The sequence below is a fragment of the Nocardiopsis halotolerans DSM 44410 genome, assembly GCF_000341065.1.
Lineage (GTDB): Bacteria > Actinomycetota > Actinomycetes > Streptosporangiales > Streptosporangiaceae > Nocardiopsis > Nocardiopsis halotolerans.
This window is the reverse complement of record NZ_ANAX01000032.1, coordinates 15894-35907: the sequence shown is the minus strand read 5'-3', so window position 1 is coordinate 35907 and position 20014 is coordinate 15894. Positions and strand designations below refer to the sequence as shown.

The 20014-nt window shown below is 71.0% G+C and carries 17 protein-coding genes and 1 pseudogene; 10 read left to right on the top strand and 8 right to left on the bottom strand.

What is annotated here, in order from left to right; genetic code table 11:
• Positions 1 to 7 precede the first annotated feature (7 nt).
• Together D455_RS33610 and D455_RS35030 are read right to left on the bottom strand one after the other, a co-directional pair.
• The gene (locus tag D455_RS33610) at positions 8 to 472 is read right to left on the bottom strand and encodes a hypothetical protein (RefSeq protein ID WP_017569182.1); all 465 of its coding nucleotides are present in this window, start codon (positions 470 to 472) and stop codon (positions 8 to 10) included.
• Positions 473 to 477: 5 nt separating this feature from the next.
• Positions 478 to 615 (bottom strand): hypothetical protein, encoded by a 138-nt coding sequence (locus D455_RS35030; protein ID WP_241480142.1) that lies wholly within the window; start codon positions 613 to 615, stop codon positions 478 to 480.
• On the opposite strand from D455_RS35030, the pseudogene D455_RS35780 reads away from it, so the two are divergent.
• Together D455_RS35780 and D455_RS35775 are read left to right on the top strand one after the other, a co-directional pair.
• Positions 560 to 739 (top strand): annotated as a pseudogene (locus D455_RS35780) (GDP-mannose 4,6-dehydratase); the annotation flags it as partial. The gene D455_RS35030 and the pseudogene D455_RS35780 overlap by 56 nt on opposite strands.
• A 73-nt stretch (positions 740 to 812) precedes the next feature.
• Entirely contained in the window at positions 813 to 1271 is a 459-nt protein-coding gene (locus D455_RS35775) for a GDP-mannose 4,6-dehydratase (protein ID WP_017569180.1), read from the top strand.
• 291 nt (positions 1272 to 1562) lie between these two features.
• Here the strand turns inward: D455_RS35775 and betC are convergent, their stop codons facing one another.
• Positions 1563 to 3101 carry a choline-sulfatase gene (gene betC / locus D455_RS0102435; protein WP_017569178.1) on the bottom strand — a complete coding sequence of 513 codons (1539 nt, stop codon included), beginning with the start codon at positions 3099 to 3101 and terminating at the stop codon, positions 1563 to 1565.
• 38 nt (positions 3102 to 3139) lie between these two features.
• On the opposite strand from betC, the gene D455_RS0102430 reads away from it, so the two are divergent.
• Entirely contained in the window at positions 3140 to 4045 is a 906-nt protein-coding gene (locus tag D455_RS0102430; RefSeq protein ID WP_017569177.1) for a formylglycine-generating enzyme family protein, read from the top strand.
• Positions 4046 to 4070: 25 nt separating this feature from the next.
• On the opposite strand, the gene D455_RS0102425 is transcribed toward D455_RS0102430, so the two are convergent.
• Both D455_RS0102425 and D455_RS0102420 read right to left on the bottom strand, forming a co-directional pair.
• A complete protein-coding gene (locus D455_RS0102425) occupies positions 4071 to 6116 on the bottom strand; it encodes a BCCT family transporter (protein WP_040684310.1) in 2046 nt (681 codons plus the stop codon).
• 1297 nt (positions 6117 to 7413) lie between these two features.
• Complete coding sequence (locus tag D455_RS0102420) at positions 7414 to 8196, bottom strand: MBL fold metallo-hydrolase (protein WP_017569175.1); 783 nt, start codon at positions 8194 to 8196, stop codon at positions 7414 to 7416.
• A gap of 87 nt (positions 8197 to 8283) precedes the next feature.
• On the opposite strand from D455_RS0102420, the gene D455_RS0102415 reads away from it, so the two are divergent.
• The 5 genes from D455_RS0102415 to D455_RS0102395 all read left to right on the top strand — a co-directional run bounded on the left by D455_RS0102415 (position 8284) and on the right by D455_RS0102395 (position 14925).
• Positions 8284 to 8883 (top strand): ABATE domain-containing protein, encoded by a 600-nt coding sequence (locus D455_RS0102415; protein ID WP_017569174.1) that lies wholly within the window; start codon positions 8284 to 8286, stop codon positions 8881 to 8883.
• 622 nt (positions 8884 to 9505) lie between these two features.
• Positions 9506 to 11257 (top strand): immunity 49 family protein, encoded by a 1752-nt coding sequence (locus D455_RS0102410; RefSeq protein ID WP_017569173.1) that lies wholly within the window; start codon positions 9506 to 9508, stop codon positions 11255 to 11257.
• 415 nt (positions 11258 to 11672) lie between these two features.
• Positions 11673 to 13220: a tyrosinase family protein gene (locus D455_RS0102405; RefSeq protein WP_040684307.1), complete on the top strand. Its 1548-nt coding sequence runs from the start codon at positions 11673 to 11675 to the stop codon at positions 13218 to 13220.
• Between the two features lie 183 nt (positions 13221 to 13403).
• Positions 13404 to 14099, top strand: a complete 696-nt coding sequence (locus D455_RS0102400; protein WP_040684306.1) for a TetR/AcrR family transcriptional regulator — start codon at positions 13404 to 13406, stop codon at positions 14097 to 14099.
• A gap of 85 nt (positions 14100 to 14184) precedes the next feature.
• On the top strand, positions 14185 to 14925 hold the full coding sequence (locus D455_RS0102395; protein ID WP_017569170.1) for an SDR family oxidoreductase: 741 nt from the start codon (positions 14185 to 14187) through the stop codon (positions 14923 to 14925).
• 126 nt (positions 14926 to 15051) lie between these two features.
• Here D455_RS0102395 and D455_RS0102390 read toward each other — a convergent pair whose 3' ends face one another.
• The gene (locus D455_RS0102390) at positions 15052 to 15294 is read right to left on the bottom strand and encodes a hypothetical protein (protein ID WP_017569169.1); all 243 of its coding nucleotides are present in this window, start codon (positions 15292 to 15294) and stop codon (positions 15052 to 15054) included.
• Between the two features lie 187 nt (positions 15295 to 15481).
• Positions 15482 to 16912: an adenylosuccinate lyase gene (gene purB, locus D455_RS0102385; protein WP_017569168.1), complete on the bottom strand. Its 1431-nt coding sequence runs from the start codon at positions 16910 to 16912 to the stop codon at positions 15482 to 15484.
• A gap of 158 nt (positions 16913 to 17070) precedes the next feature.
• On the opposite strand from purB, the gene D455_RS0102380 reads away from it, so the two are divergent.
• The gene (locus D455_RS0102380) at positions 17071 to 18501 is read left to right on the top strand and encodes a sensor histidine kinase (RefSeq protein ID WP_017569167.1); all 1431 of its coding nucleotides are present in this window, start codon (positions 17071 to 17073) and stop codon (positions 18499 to 18501) included.
• Positions 18468 to 19172, top strand: coding sequence for a response regulator transcription factor (locus D455_RS0102375; protein WP_017569166.1), 705 nt, complete (start codon positions 18468 to 18470; stop codon positions 19170 to 19172). The genes D455_RS0102380 and D455_RS0102375 overlap by 34 nt, the downstream gene beginning before the upstream one ends.
• Positions 19173 to 19230: 58 nt before the next feature.
• On the opposite strand, the gene D455_RS0102370 is transcribed toward D455_RS0102375, so the two are convergent.
• Positions 19231 to 19953 carry a nuclear transport factor 2 family protein gene (locus D455_RS0102370; protein ID WP_017569165.1) on the bottom strand — a complete coding sequence of 241 codons (723 nt, stop codon included), beginning with the start codon at positions 19951 to 19953 and terminating at the stop codon, positions 19231 to 19233.
• Between the last annotated feature and the right edge of the window lie 61 nt (positions 19954 to 20014).

Genomic DNA, 20014 nt, shown 5'->3' with positions numbered 1-20014 from the left:
CGGACGGCTAGGAACAGCCGCTGCCGCACGATCTCGCCGCGCAGCTCCCGCGCCGCGTGGCTTCCCGGACGGGCGGGCTGATCCGCCGGTACCTCTTGTGGACGTAGGCGGTTCCGGAGACATTCACCAGGGTGAGGGAGTTGGACGACGGTTGCCGATCGAACCTCCTGGGGCGCGTCCCTCCCGAGGGGATCGCCCCCGCGCGGAACTCGATCACGCCTCCGCGTCTCGTGGGGACGCGGCGCCGGGCCCTCAGCAGTTCCACGACCGCGGAGTCGACGCGGGACGCGTCGGGTTCTCCGGGGCTCCGGCCGTCATCCGACGGTACGAGCCGCCAGGTGTACGCGCCCGAGGGTTCGGCGAGGACGAGGACCCGGACACCCGAGTCCGCGAGTTCGGCCTGGTCCACCACCTCCTCCGCGCCCGCGGGGAACGGGGCCGGTCCGGCCGAGGGGTCCGTGTGCTGTGTCATCAGGCTCAACTCCCGGTCATCTCGTGGGTGGCGAGTCCCCGGTGCCACACGGTCAGGGAGACGGCGAGGGCCGCCGCCGAGTCCCACGTGGACCGGTCGATCCGGGACGGCGGCGCGTTCGTGCGCACCAACGTCCTCGGCACGCAGACCCTCCTCGACGCGGCCGTCCGCCACGGCACGGAGCTCTTCCTCCAGGTCTCGACGGACGAGGTCTACGGTTCCCTGGCGGAGGGGGCCGCCGACGAGAACGCGGCGTTGCGCCCGAGTTCGCCCTACTCCGCCTCCAAGGCCTCCGCCGACCTGGCCGCCCTCTCCTACGCCCGCACCCCACGACCTGGACGTGCGCGTCACCCGCTGCGCGAACAACTTCGGGCCGCGCCAGTACCCGGAGAAGCTCATCCCGGTCCTGCTGACCAGGCTCCTGGAGGGCGGGAACCTGCCGATCTACGGGGACGGGCGGCACACGCGCGACTGGTTGTACGTGGACGACCACGTCCGGGCGCTGGAGGCCGTACGCTCCTCCGGCACCCGGGGCGGGATCTACAACATCGGCGGTACGGAGGCGATGACCAACCTGGAGCTGGTGCGGCGGCTGCTGGACCGCTTCGGAACCGGTCGGGAGAGGATCGAGTACGTACCGGACCGCAAGGGGCACGACCGGCGTTACGCGGTCGACGCGACGAAGATCTTCGAGGAACTGGGTTTTCGGCCCCGGGTGTCGTTCGAGGACGGCCTGAGGCGCACCTCCGACTGGTACCGCTGCCGGAGGTGGGACCGGGCTCTGCCGAGGTGGTGGTGATGTCCGGGTCCGGTTCTCGGTGTTCGAGCGGTGCGGACCGACCAGACCGTCGCCGAACGGTGCCGTGGCGGGGTGCGGTCGGCGGGGCCGGGACCGCCATGGAGATCCTGTTCGCCTCCTTCTTCGCCGGGATCGCTGGTGGGACGCTCGTCGGCCCGCTTGACGACGACTGGTGACCGTCACGACCGGCCGGTCCAAGGAGCGGGTGCACCGCCTCACCAACGCCCCTTCGCGCACACGCGGCGCCGGGCCGGGCCCACCACGAGGTGGCGAGCCCGGCCCGCGCGGGGCTCACCTCGACGGGTCGGCGATCTTCCCGTAGCCGAGCGCACCCCAGAAGTCGCCGCGCACGTAGCGCTGCTCGGGCTCGGGATCGAAGTCCCAACGGCGCACCCGCCCGTTCTGCAACGCCTCGGCGACGAGACGGCGGCCCGCCTGGCTCGCGAGCACCTCGGACTCCAGACCGGGGAGGTCGTACCGTGCCTCCAACGTCGCCCGCATCTCCCGGACGGTCTCCTCGTACCCGGGGTCCGACGCGCGGTTGCGCAGCTCGTCCGGGTCGACCGAGAGGTCGAAGAGCTGCTCCGGGTCGCCGGGGCACAGCACGTACTTCAGGTCCCCCCGCACCAGCGTCAGCTGGGGACGCAGCGTGCCCTCGGCGAGGTACTCGATCACGATGTCGCGGTCCTCGGGGGTCTCCTCGCCCGCGCGCTCCCTGCGTGCGGTCTCGAGCAGTGACCGCCCGTCCTGGTCGTCCGCGCCGGGAGCCCCGGAGAGCTCCAGCAGGGTGGGCATCAGGTCGAGCAGGCAGACCGCGTTGGCGAAGCGTCCCCTCGGCACGAGGTGTTCGGGTCCGTACACGATCATCGGTACCCGCGAGGACTGCTCGTACGGTGACATCTTGTACCAGAGGCCCTTCTCGCCCAGCATGTCACCGTGGTCGCTCGTGACGATGATGACCGTGTCGTCGGCGAGACCGAGCTCCTCGACGCGCTCGCGGATGCGGCCGACGTGGTCGTCGATGTAGCTCACCGCGGCGTAGTACGCGCGGCGGGCCCTGCGTACCTCGTCGACACCGGGATCGCGTTCGTCGAACCCGCTCATCGCCCGCAGGCGGTGGCTGTGCGGATCCTGCTCGGGGTCGGGAACCTCGGGATGGGCCGGATCGGGGATCTCGTTGTCGGCGAACCGGTCCCAGTGCTCGCGCGGCGGCTCGTACGGGTCGTGCGGGTGGATGAACGAGGTGACCATCAGGAAGGGCAGGTTCTCCCCCGCGGCCTGGTTGGCGCGTGCCCTGTCGTTGAGGTGGCGGAGGGTGCGGAACCCGACCTCGTCGTCGAAGTCCTGCTGCACGGTGGCCTTCGAGACGCCGGCGGTGAACACGGCGTCGGCGTCGTGGTACCACTGGAGCCGGTCCTTCAGCGGGCGGTTCCAGTCGGGCACCATGTCGAGGTCGGCCGGGTAGACGTCCGTGGTCAGCCTCTCCTCGAAGCCGTGCTGCTGGTCCGGACCGATGAAGTGCATCCTCCCGATCAGGGCCGTGTGGTACCCGCTCGCCCGCAGCCGGTGGGCGAAGGTCGGTTCGGAGGCCGCGAAGTCGTCCCCGTTGTCGTAGCAACCGATCGCCGAGGGCATGCGGCCGGTCATCATCGACGCACGCGAGGGCGCGCACAGCGGAGTGTTACAGTACGCGCGATCGAACACCGCCCCCTCGTCGGCGAGGGCATCGATGTTCGGGGTCTTCGCCGCCTGGTCCCCGTACGCGCCGAGAGCCTGGGCCGCCATCTGGTCGGCCTGGACGACGATGATGTTCGGTCTGTTCTGAGTCATGACTGTTCCTTTCCGTGAGACGGAACAAGGGGGTTCGAATGAGCTGCTGCGGTCCCACACGCGAGACGGCCGACCGCCGTCCGAGGGGCTCGGAGGGCGTCGACGGGAGGACGCTGGAGCGCCTCGCCGCCGCCGCGAACGGCGAGCTGCGGATGATCGGCCTCACCGGAGGCACGTTCCTCATGGGCAGCACGGACCGGTTCGCCTATCCGGAGGACGGAGAGGGACCCGTCCGGCGGGAGCGGGTGGAACCGTTCGCCATCGCGCCGACGACCGTGACGGTGGCCGAGTTCGCCGCCTTCGTGCTCGACACCGGGTACCGCACCGACGCCGAGAAGCTGGGCGACTCCCTCGTGTTCCGGGGGCTGCTGCCCGAAGGGCTGCGCGACAGCGCCCCGGCGGTCGCGCGGACGCCGTGGTGGCGTCAGGTCGAGGGCGCCTGCTGGCACCGTCCCGAAGGCCCCGGATCCTCGGCGGAGTCCCGCGGCGGACATCCCGTCACCCACGTGTCGCAGCGGGACGCCACGGCCTATGCCGAGTGGGTCGGGGCCCGACTTCCCTCGGAGGCCGAGTGGGAGTTCGCGTCGCGCGGCGGGCTCGAACAGCAGCCCTTTCCCTGGGGCGCCGTACGGGAACCCGGCGGGGTGCCCCGCATGAACACGTTCCCCGGTGACTTCCCGGACGGCCCGACCGGTCCGGTCGGCACCGTGCCCGCCGCGTCGTTCGAACCCAACGCCTACGGTCTGCACAACACCACGGGCAACGTCTGGGAGTGGACCAGCGGCGTCTTCGGCCGGACCGACGGACGACCCGTGCTGCGGGGCGGTTCCTACATGTGCCACGCGTCGTACTGCCGTCGGTACCGCACCTCCGCGCGCACCGCGGTGACCGCGGACACGACCCTCGGCCACACGGGTTTCCGTCTGGCCCTCGACACCGGCTGAATCGGCGGTGGCGGGGGCGGTGGGGTCAGCGTCCCTCATTGGGGGTCCCGTTCTCCAACACCCCGGCACGGGGTTCCTCACGCGTCACCGCGGGCTGTCCGGAGGTGGTCTCCGAGGCCTGACCGGTGGCCGCGTCATAGCCGTCGGCCCACTCCCCGGTCTCGAAGTCGTAGCCGACCGGGTCGCCTTCCTCGTTGGTGCGCTGGTACCACTCGGTGTAGCTCTCGTCGGTGGAGTCGATACCCGCCCCGGCACCGCCTCCGGGCCGTGATTCCACGACCTTCAGGGAGAAGTCGTCGCCGTACCGGTCCACTCCCTCGGTCACGGCGTTGTTCATCGCCGTGTCGACGTAGTGCATGCGCAGGGTGAGGGGGTCGGTGCGCAGTTCCTTGAACCACGCGACGATGGCGACGACCAGCACGAGCGCGAAGGGCACCGCCGTGACGATCACGAGTTGCTGTAGGCCCTGCAGTGCCGTCGCGTCGCCGAGGAGCAGCATCACGATCGCGATTCCCGACATGACCAGGCCCCAGAAGACGACCACCCAGAGGCGGGGCTTCTGGTCCCCCTGCGTGGTGAGCATGCCCATCACGACCGACGCGGAGTCGGCGGCGGTGATGAAGAAGATCGCGAGCACCAGGATCACGACGAAGGGCAGCCACTCGACGTACGGCAGGTTGTCGATGAGGGCGAAGAGCACCTCGGGCGCGGGCATGCCCTCGGTGAACCCGGGGGCGCCCTCCCGGTACATCCAGATGGAGGTGCCGCCCATCACCCCGTAGGCGACGAAGAGCAGCGAGGACGGGATGACGATCGTGCCGAGGATGAACTGGCGAATGGTGCGACCGCGGGAGATGCGCGCGAGGAAGATGCCCACGAAGGGCGACCAGGAGATCCACCACGCCCAGTAGTAGACGGTCCACAGGGACTGGAACTCCTGTGTCTCGCGGCCCCACGACAGGGAGCGACCCATCATGTCGAACATGGACCCGAAGTACTCCATGATCGCTGAGGGGAGCAGGTTCAGGAGGAACAGCGTGGGGCCGAGGAAGAGAACGATCGCGACCATGCCGATCGTGAGCACGATGTTCGTGTTCGACAGGTATCGGATGCCCCGCGCGACGCCCGAGATGGCCGAGATGACGAAGCCGACGGTCAGGATCGCGATGATGACGACCAGGGTGTTGTTCGTGAGCTCCCCGGCACCCGACACGATGCTGACACCGGAGCCGATCTGCATCGCCGCGATACCGAGAGCGGCGGCGGTGCCGAAGAGCGTCGCGATGATCGCGAAGATGTCGACGAGCTTCCCGGCGAAACCCTCGGTGTGCCGCCGGCCGAACAGGGCGCGGAAGATCGAGGACATGAGCAGGGAGCGACCACGGCGGTACGCGGCGTAGGCGACGGCGCCGCCGATCAGCGCGTAGATGGCCCACGCGTGGAAGCCCCAGTGGTAGTACATCTGGGCGAGAGCCGTGTGCATGGCCTCGACCGACTCCGGCTCGTTGGTCAACGGAGGCGGCGAGACGAAGTAGGTGAGCGGCTCCGAGGGGCCCCAGAACAGGACCGCCACACCCAGTCCGGCGGCGAACAGCATGGCCGTCCAGGAGAACGTGCTGAACTCGGGCCGCTCGCCGTCCTTGCCCAGCGGGATCCTCCCGTAGGGCGAGAGGGCTATGCCCAGGGTGGCGACGAGCACGACGATGGCCACGACGTTGAACATCCAGCCGAGGTTGTCGGTCGACCAGGAGAAGGCCGTCTCGGCGACCGACGCGACGCTTTCCGGGGACCAGATGCCCCAGATGACGAAGGCGACCGTCAGCGAGCCGGCGACCGGAAAGGGGAGCCAGTCGACCCGGTAGTGGCGGCGCTGCTCGTCGATCGAGATGCCCGGAACGAGGACCGGGTGCGTGTCGTGGGGATACGTGGGGTGTTGGTAGTCCAGGCTTCCGAGCGCGGTGTGACTCGCCCGGCTCTGCGGCCCCGAGGCCTGGTCCCTGTCTCTGTCGTCCTTGCGTCCTTTCGTGTTGTGGCTCGGTTGCTCTTTGCCGTTATGTGATTTTTCGGACATGACGAACACAGCCTCGTGAATATTCAAGCAGGGGTGCGGATCGGACCCGAGGAGGTACGAACGCACGCCAGGAAAGTGAATTCAGACGGATTGGAGAACCGGTGATCAGGTGGTCCGGCCTCGCTGGGAACAGTAGCTGTCACCGCTGCGGGTGCTACGGAAAGAGGTACACGTGTCTTGGTGTACGTGTTGATGTCGGGGAGCTTCGGTCGCCTTTTCCGGCGATGCCGATGCAGTGTCCCGGGGNCCACCAGCCGATAGCCACGCCCGCCCACGAGTCGTTCTCGTGACCGACCGTGTCGGTCGGAGCGGGGGAGGCGGCCAGGTCACGGAATGCGGCTCGGACCGCAGGGCGTCCCGTGAGCCCGCGCCTCAGGTGGCGTTGCACCAACGATGCAAATTCCGACATAAATATTTATACTAACTGTTTTGTGGGCAACTGTCAACCGGATGGGTGAGAATTTGGTGTGTCGGCTGGCTTGTGCGGCCGCCGTCGTGTTCAATGCCCCCATTGTTTTCGTTGCCCTTGTGACCTGCTTTTATCGCGTTTCTCTTTCTGTGGATCTCCTGGGTGGGTTCGGGGGTGTGCGAGCTCCTTTCCGGGGGTGTTTCTTCGGGCATTTTTTCGGGTTTTTCCAGTCGAACCCCGTTCGGTTTCTTGTTTTTGGCAATGGTGGGCCTCACCTTTGGGAAAGGTCGTATCCCGTTGGACGCCGCCTTCGGCGCGCCCGGGGACTTGTTCGGATCGGTTCACGGGTTCCCCGCTCGTCCGTGCCCGCCGTCGGACGTCGGGAAGGGACCGCCGCGGGTCGCGCGCCGGGGCACGCCCCGCCGCCGGGGACCAGCGGTGTGAACGCCAGCGAGGGCCGGTGTCCGCGCTGCCGCGGCGGGGCGCGGAGCTGGTACTCCTCGGGGAGTCGGGACACGCTCCGGGAACGAGGCGCCGGGTGCGTCGTGACGGGTTCGTCTTCCGTGAAGCCGTCCGTGAAGGACTCCGCCGGGACCGGGGGTTGGACGGGGCCGGACGGGAGGCGGCGGAGCGGATGTCGTGGCTGGTGCCGCGCGACTTTGGCGGGACGTGTCAGAGGGGGCGGGCGCGGAGGGTGGACGCGGGACCGGCTCCGTCGCGGTCCCACCCCGCTCCCGCCAGCGCGGCGGCATCACTGGAAGGGGGTGCGCGCCCTGTCTGACCTGGGGGGTGGTGGTGCACCTGGCGGGATCCGCACCCGTGGCCACCGGATGAGAAGAGCCCTCCACGACGGGGCGTCGCGGAGGGCGGAAGGGGAGGGGGTGGCGATCAGCCCCGCTGGCCCCAGTCCAGCAGGTGGGCCAGGCCCGCCTCGGTGAAGGCGGCGGCCAGCTCTTCGGCCCCCTCGGTGAAGTGCGTCCAGCTGTCGTAGTGGACCGGGACCACACGGCGGGCTCCCAGGGTCCGGGCGGCCTCGGCGGCCTGGGCGCTGTCCAGGACCACCGGTCGGCCCTCGAAGAGGACGGGGAAGCGGGGGGCTCCCGCGAACAGTAGGGCGGTGTCCACCGGGGCGAAGCGCTTGGCGATCTGCCCGACCAGTTCGAGCGAGGCGTTGTCGCCGCTGACGTAGACCGTGGGCAGGCCCTCGCCGGTCAGGACGAAGCCCACGACCTGACCGGTGAACGGTTCGACCTCCTCGCGCGGCCCGGGGCCGTGGATGGCCGGGGCGGCCGTCACGGTGACCGTTCCGCCGCCGGGCCGGTCCAGCTCGACGCTCTCCCAGTCGGCCAGCCCCCGGGCGCCGCCGCCCAGGCGCTGTCCGCCGCCGGGGGTGGTCAGGGTGAGGGGCACGTCGGTCAACAGGGCGCGTCCGGAGTCGTCCAGGTTGTCGGCGTGCTCGTCGTGGGAGAGCAGGACCACGTCGACGCGGCCGAGGTCGGCGGGGCTGCCCGCGGAGGGCGCGGTCTTGGTCAGTACCGGTCCCCCTTCGTCTCCGTGGTCTCCGGGGTCGTCGAAGGTCGGGTCGGTCAGGAAACGCAGGCCGCCATACTCGAAGAGGGCGGTGGGGCCGCCGAAGACGCGGACGGGGAACTGCTCGGTCATGACGGACATGAGCACACACCTCACGGATGGAAAGGACTCAGCCGTGATTTACGGTAGCCGTGTATCACGGCTGAGGCAACTTGTACCATGAGGACCATGACGGAGACCGTAAACGGGGAACTCGGCCCGCCACCCGCGCCGGGAGCGGAGCGGTACCCCTCCCTCGCTCTGGCCAACAGCGCGGTCGTCCTGCCCGGCGGGCGCTCGGTGGACCTGCTCGCGATCCCCGCGGAGGCCAACCGGTGGCTGACCGAACGGGGCCTGGCGCCGGTCGACGCCGGCATGCGCGAGATGTGCGCCACACAGCTACGCGCGCTGCGCGAGCAGATCAGATCCCTGTTCGCCTCGCACGTGGCCGCCCTGCCCGCGCTGCCCGCCGCGCTGGAGGCCGTCAACGACGCGTTGACCAGGGTGCCCACCGCTCCACTGCTGAGGTGGGACGACAGGGAGGGGCCCTACCGGGCGACGCCGCACCCCACCACCGAGATCGTCGACCACGCCCTGGCGACCCTCGCCGCCGACGCAGCGGACCTGCTCACGGGTCCCGACGCCGCGCGTCTGACCGCCTGTGGTTCCAGTCCCTGCAACCGTTACCTGCTGCGCCACGGTCGGCGCCACTGGTGTTCCACCCGCTGCGGTGACCGGGCTCGCGCCGCCCGCGCCTACGCCCGTCGCACCCGGACGGGGGAGGGCTGACGCGCACCCGGGCCGGAGCGCCTCCGCCCGGATGGTTCGCGGGTGCGGCGGCGCGCGGACCCGACGCGACGGCCGCGGAGTGACCGTGGGGCCGCGGTCGATGACGTGAGTCGTGGACTCCTTGTGACCCTCGCACTGGGGCGTGGAGACGGGCACGTGGCGCCTGGAGCGCCAGTTCGGTGACGGGGGCGTCGGGGCGCGGGTCATGCTCGCGGTCGGCATCGTGGAGCGCGGCGGTTCCCGGCCTCGCGCCACTCCTCCTCGGTGGCGGCGCCGCTCCCCGCCGGGGCGGCTACCTGGCGGAACGAGGAAGTGCGCGAACACGTCCGCCATCGGCCGGACGCCACCCGTGCGCAGCAGTCTCAGGGTGCGCACGTGCCGCTCCTCCGTCTCCGCACGCGCCTGGTCGGGTCTCGACGGAGGAGGTGGGCCGAACCGTCCCAAGCGGCCCCGGCGGGTGCCGGGGCCGCTTGCCGTGCACAGGGACCGTGGAATCGGTGGCGGAAGGAGGAAGGGCCATGGCGCTCACCCCGCCCTGTCGTCACGTCGTGCCAGACTCCGTCACGCAACCGGCCCCACGACGGGTGACCGGTCCGCCACACGGGAGGGACACGGGAGACCAGTGCGTATCGAGCGGCACGACGTGCGAGACGAGGCCCTGGCCAAGGCCACGGAGGACTTCGCCGACCGGATCGGCGGGGCCGTCCGCGGTCAGCAGCACTTCGGTCGGGACCTCCACGGCTGGGACATGATCGCCGACGATCTGCGCGACTACGCCGGAGCCCGGTCGGCGGCCGAACCCGCCATCGACGCCGACGCCCGCGCTGCCCTGTACTCGGCGGCCGAGGCCCGCATCGGAGCGCTCAAACTGGACCACGCGCCCGCCTCCGCGTCGTTCTCGGTCCACCTCACCTACACCGGCACCGGACTCTCCTACTCCGGGGAGGGAGACGACACCGACCACGACGGGGCTCCGACCTGGGAATGGATCCGGACCCTGTACCTGTGCCTGGTCGCCGACCTGCACGAGCAGAACGCTGGCGCCCTCCTCTCACTCGCCTCGGCCTTCGACGAGGGGGAGGTCCTGGCCCGCGGCCTGGCCTACTACCTCTTCCCCGAACTGGGCGCCCAGCGGGACCAGGTCCTGGGCTACGTCGACTCCGCCGTCACCGGTATGGCGAACGCCGGTGAACCGCCCCACCCCGACCTCCTCCAGCTGTACACGTTGTTGTCGCGGAACGAGGAACTCTTCTGGAAGATGATGGCGGCCCGCCTGGAGGCCCACCGCGACAGCGTCTCGGAGGATTCCCCGCGCTCCCTGCTGCCCATCGCCGAGATCGCCTACGCCGCGATGGCCGTGCGCCTGGAGGGGTGGGAACAGCCCTTCGGGTCCGACTACCTGCCCCACCGCCTCGTCGCGGGCGAACAGGGCCGGGGCGGGCCGCGTGTGGGTGCCTACGGCGCGGACAAGGACCCCGGGGCGCTACGGGAACTGGCCCGGGGAGAGCTGGCGGTCGAGCGGCCGGTCACCGTTCCCGACCACATCGACCGGCTCCTGGAGACGCTGGACGAGGACTCCGAGGAGGACCTCGGGGACGCCTGGAGCCCTGACACCGTGTCCCACATGCTCCCGGCGGCACTCCAGTGGAACGCCCGCGACGAGATCACCAGGTTCCGGTACCGCTCGCTGGTCGACCCCCAGGCACGCGACCCGCGTCAGCTGGAGGCCCTCACCCACGCCTCCCAGTACACCGCCGCGGCCCTCGCCAGCGTGGCCAGCCGGGAGGACACCGTCGAGGTCACCCTCGGGCCGACCACCGCGCCCCTGCGCAGCGTGGCCCCCACCCGTGACACCAGCGAGGGAGCGCGCATGGTCGCGGCGGAGTACGCGGTGCTCTCGGGCTCGCGGGAGCGCCTGGACGCGCTGGTGAGCTATCCCACGGACGCCTTCACGGCCAGGGACGACACGGGCACCAGCGTCTACGGCCTGTACCGGACGGCGCTGCTGGCCCATCTGCGGGCGGAGTCGTCGCGGTCGGGAACGGGCGAGGAGGTGCGCGCGGCCATGGACGAGGCCGTGGCCGCCCTGGAACGGCACCACGCGCTGCCCGGTCACCCGCCGCCTCCCGTGATCCTGCTGTCCCAGCTGGTCGAGGGGGACCGGGACGGTTTCGCCCTGGCCCTGGTCGACGCCCTGGAGGAGCACCGGGAGGCCTTCAGCGTCGGTGGGAACCACGGGGACAGCGACGGGTTCGTCGACACGCGCGTCCTCGCCCTGGCCTGCCTGGCCCGCGCCCGTGGCTGGGACGTGCCCGTGGAGAGCGACTACCTGCCCCGCGGGGTCCTGGACCACGCCGCCACGCTCTTCGCCTGACCGGACGGCCCCTCTTCGCCGGTGTGCTCCCACTCGGAGCACACCGGCCGCCTCCGGTGACGATCACCCGTGGTTCCGTCTTCGGGTAGTCAAAAGCTTTCTCGTCTCCTTCCCATAGTCCCGTGATTTCCGTGGGAGATCCAACACTTCGCTTCTCCCTGTGGTTGTCTGACTACGGAAAGTGGCAACCTCGCGTGCGCGGAGGCTCACATTGGCACCCGGATGCTCTCTGGGCCGGACTCGCCCGGCCGTGCGCCTTGTCCGATGCCGCCAGCTCCGAAGGCTGGTCCGCCGTGCGCCCCGTCCCGAACGTCCACGTGACCGTCCGCCCCGAGGCCGTGCCCGCTCCCACGGCACACGGGCGGACACCCACGCGAGGTCGCCCGAAGCATCCAGACCACCTCGGAGGAACCGCATGAATGTGTCCAGGCGCTCCCTGCTCGCGGGAACGGGAGCCGTCGCCCTCGCCGCGGGACTGCCCCAGGCGGCCGCCGCGGCCGCACCACGACGGCGGGCGGGCGTCGATCGGCCGGCGCGGAGCAAGTTCGTACGCAAGGACGTGTCCGGTCTGTTCGACGCCAGCACGGGAGCCTGGGCGCCGGAGCTGTACTGGTACGCCAAGGCCGTCGGCTGGATGAAGGAGCGGGAGCAGACCGACCCGAACTCCTGGAAGTACCAGTGGTACACGCACGGCAAGCCCCAGCGGGCGCAGGACGATCCTCCCGAGTGGGGGCAGTGTTCGCACGGGGACCGGTACTTCCTGCCCTGGCACCGCTGGTACGTGTACTACTTCGAGCGCATCGTGCGCAACGTCATCGTCACCAAGCTGCACCGGGACGACATGGCCGACTGGGCGCTGCCGTACTGGAACTACGCGCACCTGGTGCCCGGCGGGTCACCGGCGGACTCGGAGGAGTGGCGCAGGGTTCCACTGCCCTTCCGGCAGCGCAGGATCCACGACCCTCAGGGGCGGCAGGAAGAGGACAACCCGCTGTACCTGCCGCTCAACATGGAGGGCCGCTGCCTGGGCGACGAGTCCATGTCCTTCGACGAGGTCGACCCGACCGCCGCGATGCGGGAGCCCCTCTTCTGGCCGCCGGAGGGAGGGGAGGTCGGCAGCGCGGGCTTCTCCCAGGTGCTGGAGCGCTTTCCGCACGGCCTGGTGCACAACGTGACCGGTGGTCTGATGGGCTCGGTGCCGTCGGCCGCCGCGGACCCGGTGTTCTGGCTGCACCACGCCAACATCGACCGCTTCTGGGCCGCCTGGCTGACCAGGCACCAGGTGCCGACGGACTGGCGGTGGCCGAAGGTACGCCCGAAGCAGACACCCGACGACCCCGACCTGCCCTTCGTGCTGCGTGACGAGCACGGTGGCCAACACACGCTGGAGGGGCCGGTCTTCACCTTCCCCCAGAACGCCTACACGTACGAGTCGCTGGTCGACGGTATGGGAACCGACGCGGCACCGGCGGCCTTCCTGGTCACCCGGGTGCCGTCGGAGGTGGCCACGGCCGAGTACACGGTCACCGACGAGGTGACGCGGTTGGGGGTCGAGCCGCTCACGCTCACGATCAGCGGCGAGAGGGGCGCCGCGGACACCATCGCGACCGCTGTGGAGTCCGACGGTCAGGTCGTGCTCACCTTCGAGGGGGTGCGCGCCGACGCGGCCCCGTGCGCCACCTTCCGCGTCTTCCTCGGCGACGACGAGTCGGACACCGACCCCGACGGGCCCGCCTTCGTGGGACACCTGACGTTCTTCGACAACGTCGGGTCCCACACCGCGCACGCCGGGGGCGCCGAGTTCTCCTTCGACGTGACCGAGACCCTGCGGCGACTGCCGGACCAGGCCTGGTCCGGCGACGAGATGCCCGTGGTCAGGGTGGTCCCCGGGGCCTCGGCGGAGGCGGAGGCCACCGCCGAGGCCGCTCCGCGTTTCACCAAGGCGAGTTTCACGGTGGTCTGACGCCCCGCGCGGTGCCACGTTCCGCGGCCCGGTCGCCGGTTCGGCCGGGCCGCGGGCGTCGGTGGCCGCCAGCCGCTCCGCGAACCGGACGGGACCGGTCCGTGCGGCTCAGCCGTGCGGCGGTCGTATCGGTGATAACAAGAGGCTGTTTTCGATGATTCGAGTCTGTGTTATCGTCGATACGTGGATACGAGATCAGTGATTCTGGAGCGGGCGGCCGAGCTGCTGGCGTCCTCCTCCTCGGGTGACGTCTCGACGCGTGCCGTGTGCGAGGCGGCCGGGGTCGGGCAGCCGGTGCTGTACCGGTTGTTCGGCGACAAGGACGGCCTGCTCGCCGCGGTGGTCGACAGGGTGTGGGACGAGTACCTGAGCATGAAGCGCGCGGCCAGGGCCTCGGCGGACCCCCTGGAGGACCTGCGGCGGGGATGGGACAACCACACCGCCTTCGCCCTGGCGCACCCGCACGCGTACCGGCTGCTGTTCGGCGGTGCGCTGGCCTCGATGCCGGAGGCGGTGGACGAGGCGATGGGCCTCCTGCGAGGGATCCTCGAACGCCTCGCCGCGCAGGGACGGCTGCGGATGCCCCCTGAGGACGCGGCACGGTTCGTCATGGCGGCCAACAGCGGGGTGTCGCTCGGACTGATCCTCCGTCCGGACAGCTACCCCGACCCGTCGATCTCGACCGACGCGCGTGACGCGGCCTTCCGCGCGATCCTCGCCGACACCGACGACTCCGAGCCCGGCGGGGCGGACGCGGCCGGGGTCGCGGCCACCACGCTGCGGGCCCACCTCACCGAGTCCGACGCCCTCACAGCAGGGGAGAAGGCGCTCATGCGCGAGTGGCTCGAACGCATCCGACGGCGCCGGCGCGCCGACTGAAACGACGTACCGAACCGAGCTCCCCGACGGGCGGCGCCGCCCGTCGTGCCCGAAAGACCTGACACCACAGAAGGAGCACGACATCATGAGCACGCAGAACAGTCCCCGCGTCGCACTCGTCACCGGCGCTTCCGGCGGTATCGGCAGGGCGTCCGCGCAGCGGCTCGCCGCCGACGGTTACGCGGTCGGCGTGCACTACGCGGGCAACAAGGACAGGGCCGAATCCCTCGTCCGGGAGATCACCGACGCGGGAGGCGACGCGGTCGCCGTGGGCGGAGACGTCGCCGACGAGGCGGCGATGACCGACGCCTTCGACGCGGTCGAGCGGGCCCTCGGCGGGATCGACGTGGTCGTCAACACCGCCGGGATCATGGTCCTTGGGCCGATCGCCGACTACGACCTGGACCAGTTCGACCAGATCGTGCGCACCAACCTGCGCGGCACGTTCGTCGTCTCGCAGCAGGCCGCCCGCCGCGTCCGCGCCGGCGGGGCGATCATCAACTTCTCCACGACGGTCACCCGCACCCAGTTCCCGAACTACGGGCCCTACGTGGCGACCAAGGCCGCAGTCGAGGGGCTGACGCTCACGCTGGCCCGTGAGCTGCGCGGGAGGGACGTCACCGCCAACACCGTCGCCCCCGGGCCGACCGCGACACCACTGTTCCTCGACGGTAAGGACGAGCGGACCGTCCAGAACCTCGCCGACGCCGCACCGATGGAACGGCTCGGCCAGCCCGAGGACATCGCGGAGACCGTCGCGTTCCTCGCGGGCCCCGCCCGCTGGGTCAACGGGCAGACGATCTTCACCAACGGCGGCCTCGCCTGACGAGGTGGGGCGGAGACCGACTCCTCGTCTCCCGTCGCGTCCTCCGTCCCGGAGGTCCCCGCGGGTGAAGTACTCCCGTGCCGTCGGAACCAGCCTCTTCCCCGGAGGAGGAAGGGCCGCCGAACCTCAGGAGTGGGTGGGGCCGCTGCCGTTGCTCCTGTTCCCGTCGTGCACGGCCCGCTCCCACCCGCCGTGACCCGCGTGCGCCTCGGAGGAGCGCCGCCGCTGTGCGGCGGCGGTGCGCGCGGCGCGGTCCTCGCGGCGCCGCATGGCCATGTCGGCCAGGGCGGCCAGTCCGAAGGCGACGATGAGCGCGGTGACGATCACCACGGTCCACAGCGCCGTGCCGAAGGAGGAGGGGTCGACCATGGGGGCTCCGAGGGGTTCGCGGTCGTGCTGACACGTCAACCGTAATAGGCGTTAACTTCCGGACCCAGTGTTCGCGGGGGTGAACTGCGCCATAAGGCGGGAACGTCGCACACGCCGGACACGGCAGAGGGCCCGGAACAGTGTCAGAAGCACCGTTCCGGGCCCGCGCCCAGTACCGAACGTTCGGTCAGAGGATGGAACCGGGGGAGTAGGCGGCGGCCTCCGGACGCGCGGCCACGATCTCGTCGATCCGCGCCACCACGGCCCCGACCTGGTCGGCGGCGGCACCGGTGAAGGTGATCCGGTCGGCCAGCAGCGCGTCCAGCTCCGCCCGGTCCAGCGGGAAGCGCTCGTCCCCGGCCAGACGGTCCAGCAGCTGGTTGCCCACACCCTCCTGGCGCATGGCCAGCGCCGATCCCACGGCGTGCTCCTTGATCAGCTCGTGGGCGGTCTCCCGACCCACACCCGCGCGCACGGCGGCCATCAGCATCTTGGTCGTGGCCAGGAACGGCAGGTAGCGGTCCAGCTCGGCGGAGACCACCGCGGGGAAGGCGCCGAACTCGTCCAGCACCGTCAGCATCGTCTCGACCAGCCCGTCGAAGGCGAAGAACGCGTCCGGCAGCGCCACCCGGCGCACCACCGAGCAGGACACGTCGCCCTCGTTCCACTGGTCCCCGGCCAGCTCACCGGCCATGGACGCGTACCCGCGCAGGATCACCGCCAGCCCGTTGACCCGCTCGCACGAGCGCGTGTTCATCTTGTGCGGCATCGCGGAGGAACCCACCTGACCCTCGGCGAACCCCTCGGTCACCAGCTCCTGCCCGGCCATGAGCCGGATCGTCCTGGCCAGCGAAGAGGGGCCGGCGGCCAGCTGCACCAGCGCGGTCAGCACCTCGAAGTCCAGCGAACGCGGGTACACCTGGCCCACGCTCGTGAACCGCCGCTCGAAGCCCAGGTGCGCGGCCACCTCGTCCTCCAGCGAGGCCAGCGCCTCCCGGTCCCCGCCGAGCAGGTCCAGCATGTCCTGCGCCGTGCCCACCGGGCCCTTGATCCCGCGCATCGGGTACCGGGCGATCAGCTCCTCCAGCCGCCCGTGGGCGACCAGCACCTCGTCGGCGATCGAGGCGAACCGCTTGCCGAGCGTCGTGGCCTGGGCCGCCACGTTGTGGGACCGGCCCGCCATCACCGTCTCGCCGTACTCGGTCGCCAACCTGCCCAGGCGGGCCAGCAGCGCCACCATCCGGTCGCGCGCCAACAGCATGCTGTCGCGGACCTGGAGCTGCTCGACGTTCTCGGTCAGGTCGCGCGAGGTCATGCCCTTGTGCACGTGCTCGTGACCGGCGAGGGCGTTGAACTCCTCGATGCGGGCCTTCACGTCGTGCCGGGTCACCCGCTCGCGCTCGGCGATGGAGGCCAGGTCCACCCGCTCCAGGACCTTCTCGTAGTCCTCGACCACACCGTCGGGCACGTCCACGCCCAGACGCGCCTGGGCACGCAACACGGCCAGCCACAGCCGCCGCTCGGCGATGACCTTGTACTCGGGGGACCACAGCCGGGTCAGCTCCGCGGACGCGTAGCGGGCAGCCAGGACATCGGGGATCAGTGGTTTCGCGCTCACGTCGCCCCACCCTATCGCCATGAGCTGCGGCGGACGCGCGGCCCACTCCCGAAACGGGGCGTCCGGCTCCCGCGGCGGGCGGGCTGGGCCCAGCCCCGCCTCCGACCAGATGGCGGAACCGATTCCCCTCCGCGCCCGGCCTGCCTACCGTGAACGACATGACCACCGACGCGCCCCCGGAATCCGCCACGCACCCCCGCACGGGTCCCCCGGACGGCCCCCGGACGAGCCCGCCGACCCTCCTCCACGCCCTGTTGAGCCCCCGCTTCCTGATCACCGCCTGGCCCTGGCGCGCCCTGGCCCACTCCGTCAACACCATGTTCGTCGGAACCGTGCTGTTCATGGTGGCCACGCCGGTCTACCTGCCCTGGAGCGTGCTCGTCTGGCTGGTCGTGTCCCGGCCGTGGAGCGACCTCTCCCCGATCTCCATGGCGGCGCTGTTCGTGACCAGCCTCGCCACGACCGTGGTCCTCGGTCCGCTCATCGCCCTACCCCTCGGCGCGCTGGAACGCCGACGCCTCCTCCTCATCGTGCGCGGCCCCTTCGTCAGCGGCCACCGCGTTCCCCCGCCCGGACTGTGGGGGTGGATCCGCACCCGCTACACCGAGAGCGCGACCTGGCGCGAGATCGGCTACACGGCGGTGCTGCTGCCCGTCTCCTTCGCGGTCACCATGGTCCTGAGCACCCTGTTCATCATGGCGGTGGTCCTGGTCACGGGGCCGTTCATCGTCGGGGGAGAGGAGCGGACGCCGATCTCCCTCGGCTTCGTCACCGTCACCACGGTCCGGGAGGCCGTGCCCTACACGCTGCTCGCCCCCGTGGTCCTGATCGCGCTGCTCTACGCCTCCGGGGCCCTCGCCCAGGGGCACGCCGTGATCGCCCGCGCCCTGCTGATCGGGCCGCCCAAGGAGGAGCTGCGCGCCGAACTCAGCCAGGTCACCGAGTCCCGCGCCCGCCTGGTCAACGCCTTCGAGTACGAGCGCAGACGTATCGAACGCGACCTGCACGACGGAGCCCAACAACGCCTCGTGGCCCTGTCCATGGACCTGGGCCTGGCCCGCCTGGACCTGGAGGAGGGCAGCGAGGCCGACCGGCGCGTGGTCGCCGCACAGGCCAAGGCCGACGAACTCATCACCGAACTGCGCGAGCTGGTGCGCGGCATCCACCCCCGAGTCCTCACCGACCGGGGCCTGCCCGCCGCCCTGGCCGAACTCGCCGACCGCTGCCCCGTCCCCACCCGCGTGGACACCGAGATCCCCCGCCGACCGCCCGCCCACGTGGAGGGCACCGCCTACTTCGTGGTCGCCGAGGCGCTCACCAACGTGTTCAAGCACACCGAGGCCACCACCGCCACCGTGCACGCCAGCACGGCGTCCGGCGGCGCGGGCCGCTCCGACACCCTCCTGGTGGAGGTCACCGACGACGGCGCGGGCGGTGCCGACCCCGCACGCGGTTCCGGGCTCACCGGTCTCATGGACCGCGTCGCCGTCATGGGCGGCACAATGGAGCTGTCCAGCCCCGCGGGCGGACCGACCCGAATCCGAGTGGAGCTGCCGTGCGGACCCCTCCCCCCGACACCGCTGACGTGACCCCCGCCGCCCCGCCCCTGGTGCCCACCGTCCTGGCCGAGGACGGCGTCCTGCTCCGGGAGGGCCTGTCCGGGCTCCTGGAACGCTTCGGCTTCCCCGTCGTGGCCTCCGTCGGCGACGCCGACGCCCTCGTGCCGGCCGTCGCCGAGCACACGCCCGGCCTCGTGGTCACCGACATCCGCATGCCCCCCGACTTCACCGACGAGGGGCTGCGCGCGGCCGTCCGGCTGCGTCGCGAGCACCCCGGCCTGGCGGTGGTGGCGCTGAGCCAGTACGTGGAGCTGAGCTACGCCACCGACCTGCTCGACTCCGGTGACGGCCGGGGCGTGGGCTACCTGCTCAAGCAGAGGGTGGGCGACGTCCGCGAGTTCGCCTCCGTGCTGCGCAGGGTGGTGGACGGCGCGACCTTCGTCGACCCCGAGGTGGTCCGCCAACTGCTGCGCCGCCGCGCCGACCCGCTGGAGCGCCTGACACCGCGTGAGCACGAGGTCCTCGCCCTGATGGCCGAGGGCCGCTCCAACGGGGCGATCGCCCGCGAACTGCTGGTCAGCGACGCCGCCGTGGGCAAGCACGTGGGCAACATCCTGGCCAAACTCGACCTGCCTCCGGAGGAGGGCGTGCACCGTCGGGTCCAGGCGGTCCTGGCCTACCTGCGGGGACGCCCGGCATGAACCGAGGACCGGGTCCGCGCCCCGGACGGAAGGGGACGCGGACCCGGACCGGCGACGCTCACCCGGCGTTGGGCGCGCGCCAGTCGACCGCGACGAACGGCTCGTCGCCGAGGACCCAGGCGTCGTGCCCGGGCGGGACGGACGCGACCTCACCGGCGTGGACGTCGCGCTCGGTGCCGTCGTCCATCCGGCAGCGCAGGGCGCCCGACACGATGTAGGCGCAGTGGGTCTTCATGCACGTCTCGGTTCCCATGAGGGGAGCCACGTGCTCGGACCAGCGCCAACCGGGCTCGAAGGTCATCCGCGCGACCCCCTGGCCGCCGATCCGCACGACGTCGATGCGGCCCTTCTCGAACTCCTCGCCCATCTCGGCGTCGTCGAACCCGACCACCTGGAGGGTGCCCTGGTCCTCCTCGTCCCAGGCCTGGACCATGGACTGGTGCGCGATGCGCCCGTCCCGCAGGTCCAGCATGGTCATGCTCATGACCTTGTTTCCGTCGGGGTAGGTGCACCGCTCGGTGTAGGCGACGTGCTCGGAGTCGGCCACGCACTGGAGCACCTCGTGGGTCATCTCGTGCGAGTTGAGGTCCCTCAGGGCCGCTCCGATCTCGTCCCTGCCGTGCAGGATCATGGGCGCGCTGGGCGGGGTGCGCCGGTCGAACATCTCCATCTCGGCGTCGTCGCCGTACTGGGAGAGCAGGGCGTCGGCGTCGGCGGACTCCACGGCTCGGGTGTAGCGGTCGACGTCGAAGAACGTGTGGGGCTGTGTTGGGGCGGACATGACTGTGCTCCTTCCTCGCCGGAACCGCTCCTGGAGAGGGCGGTCCCACTACCCAGACTGC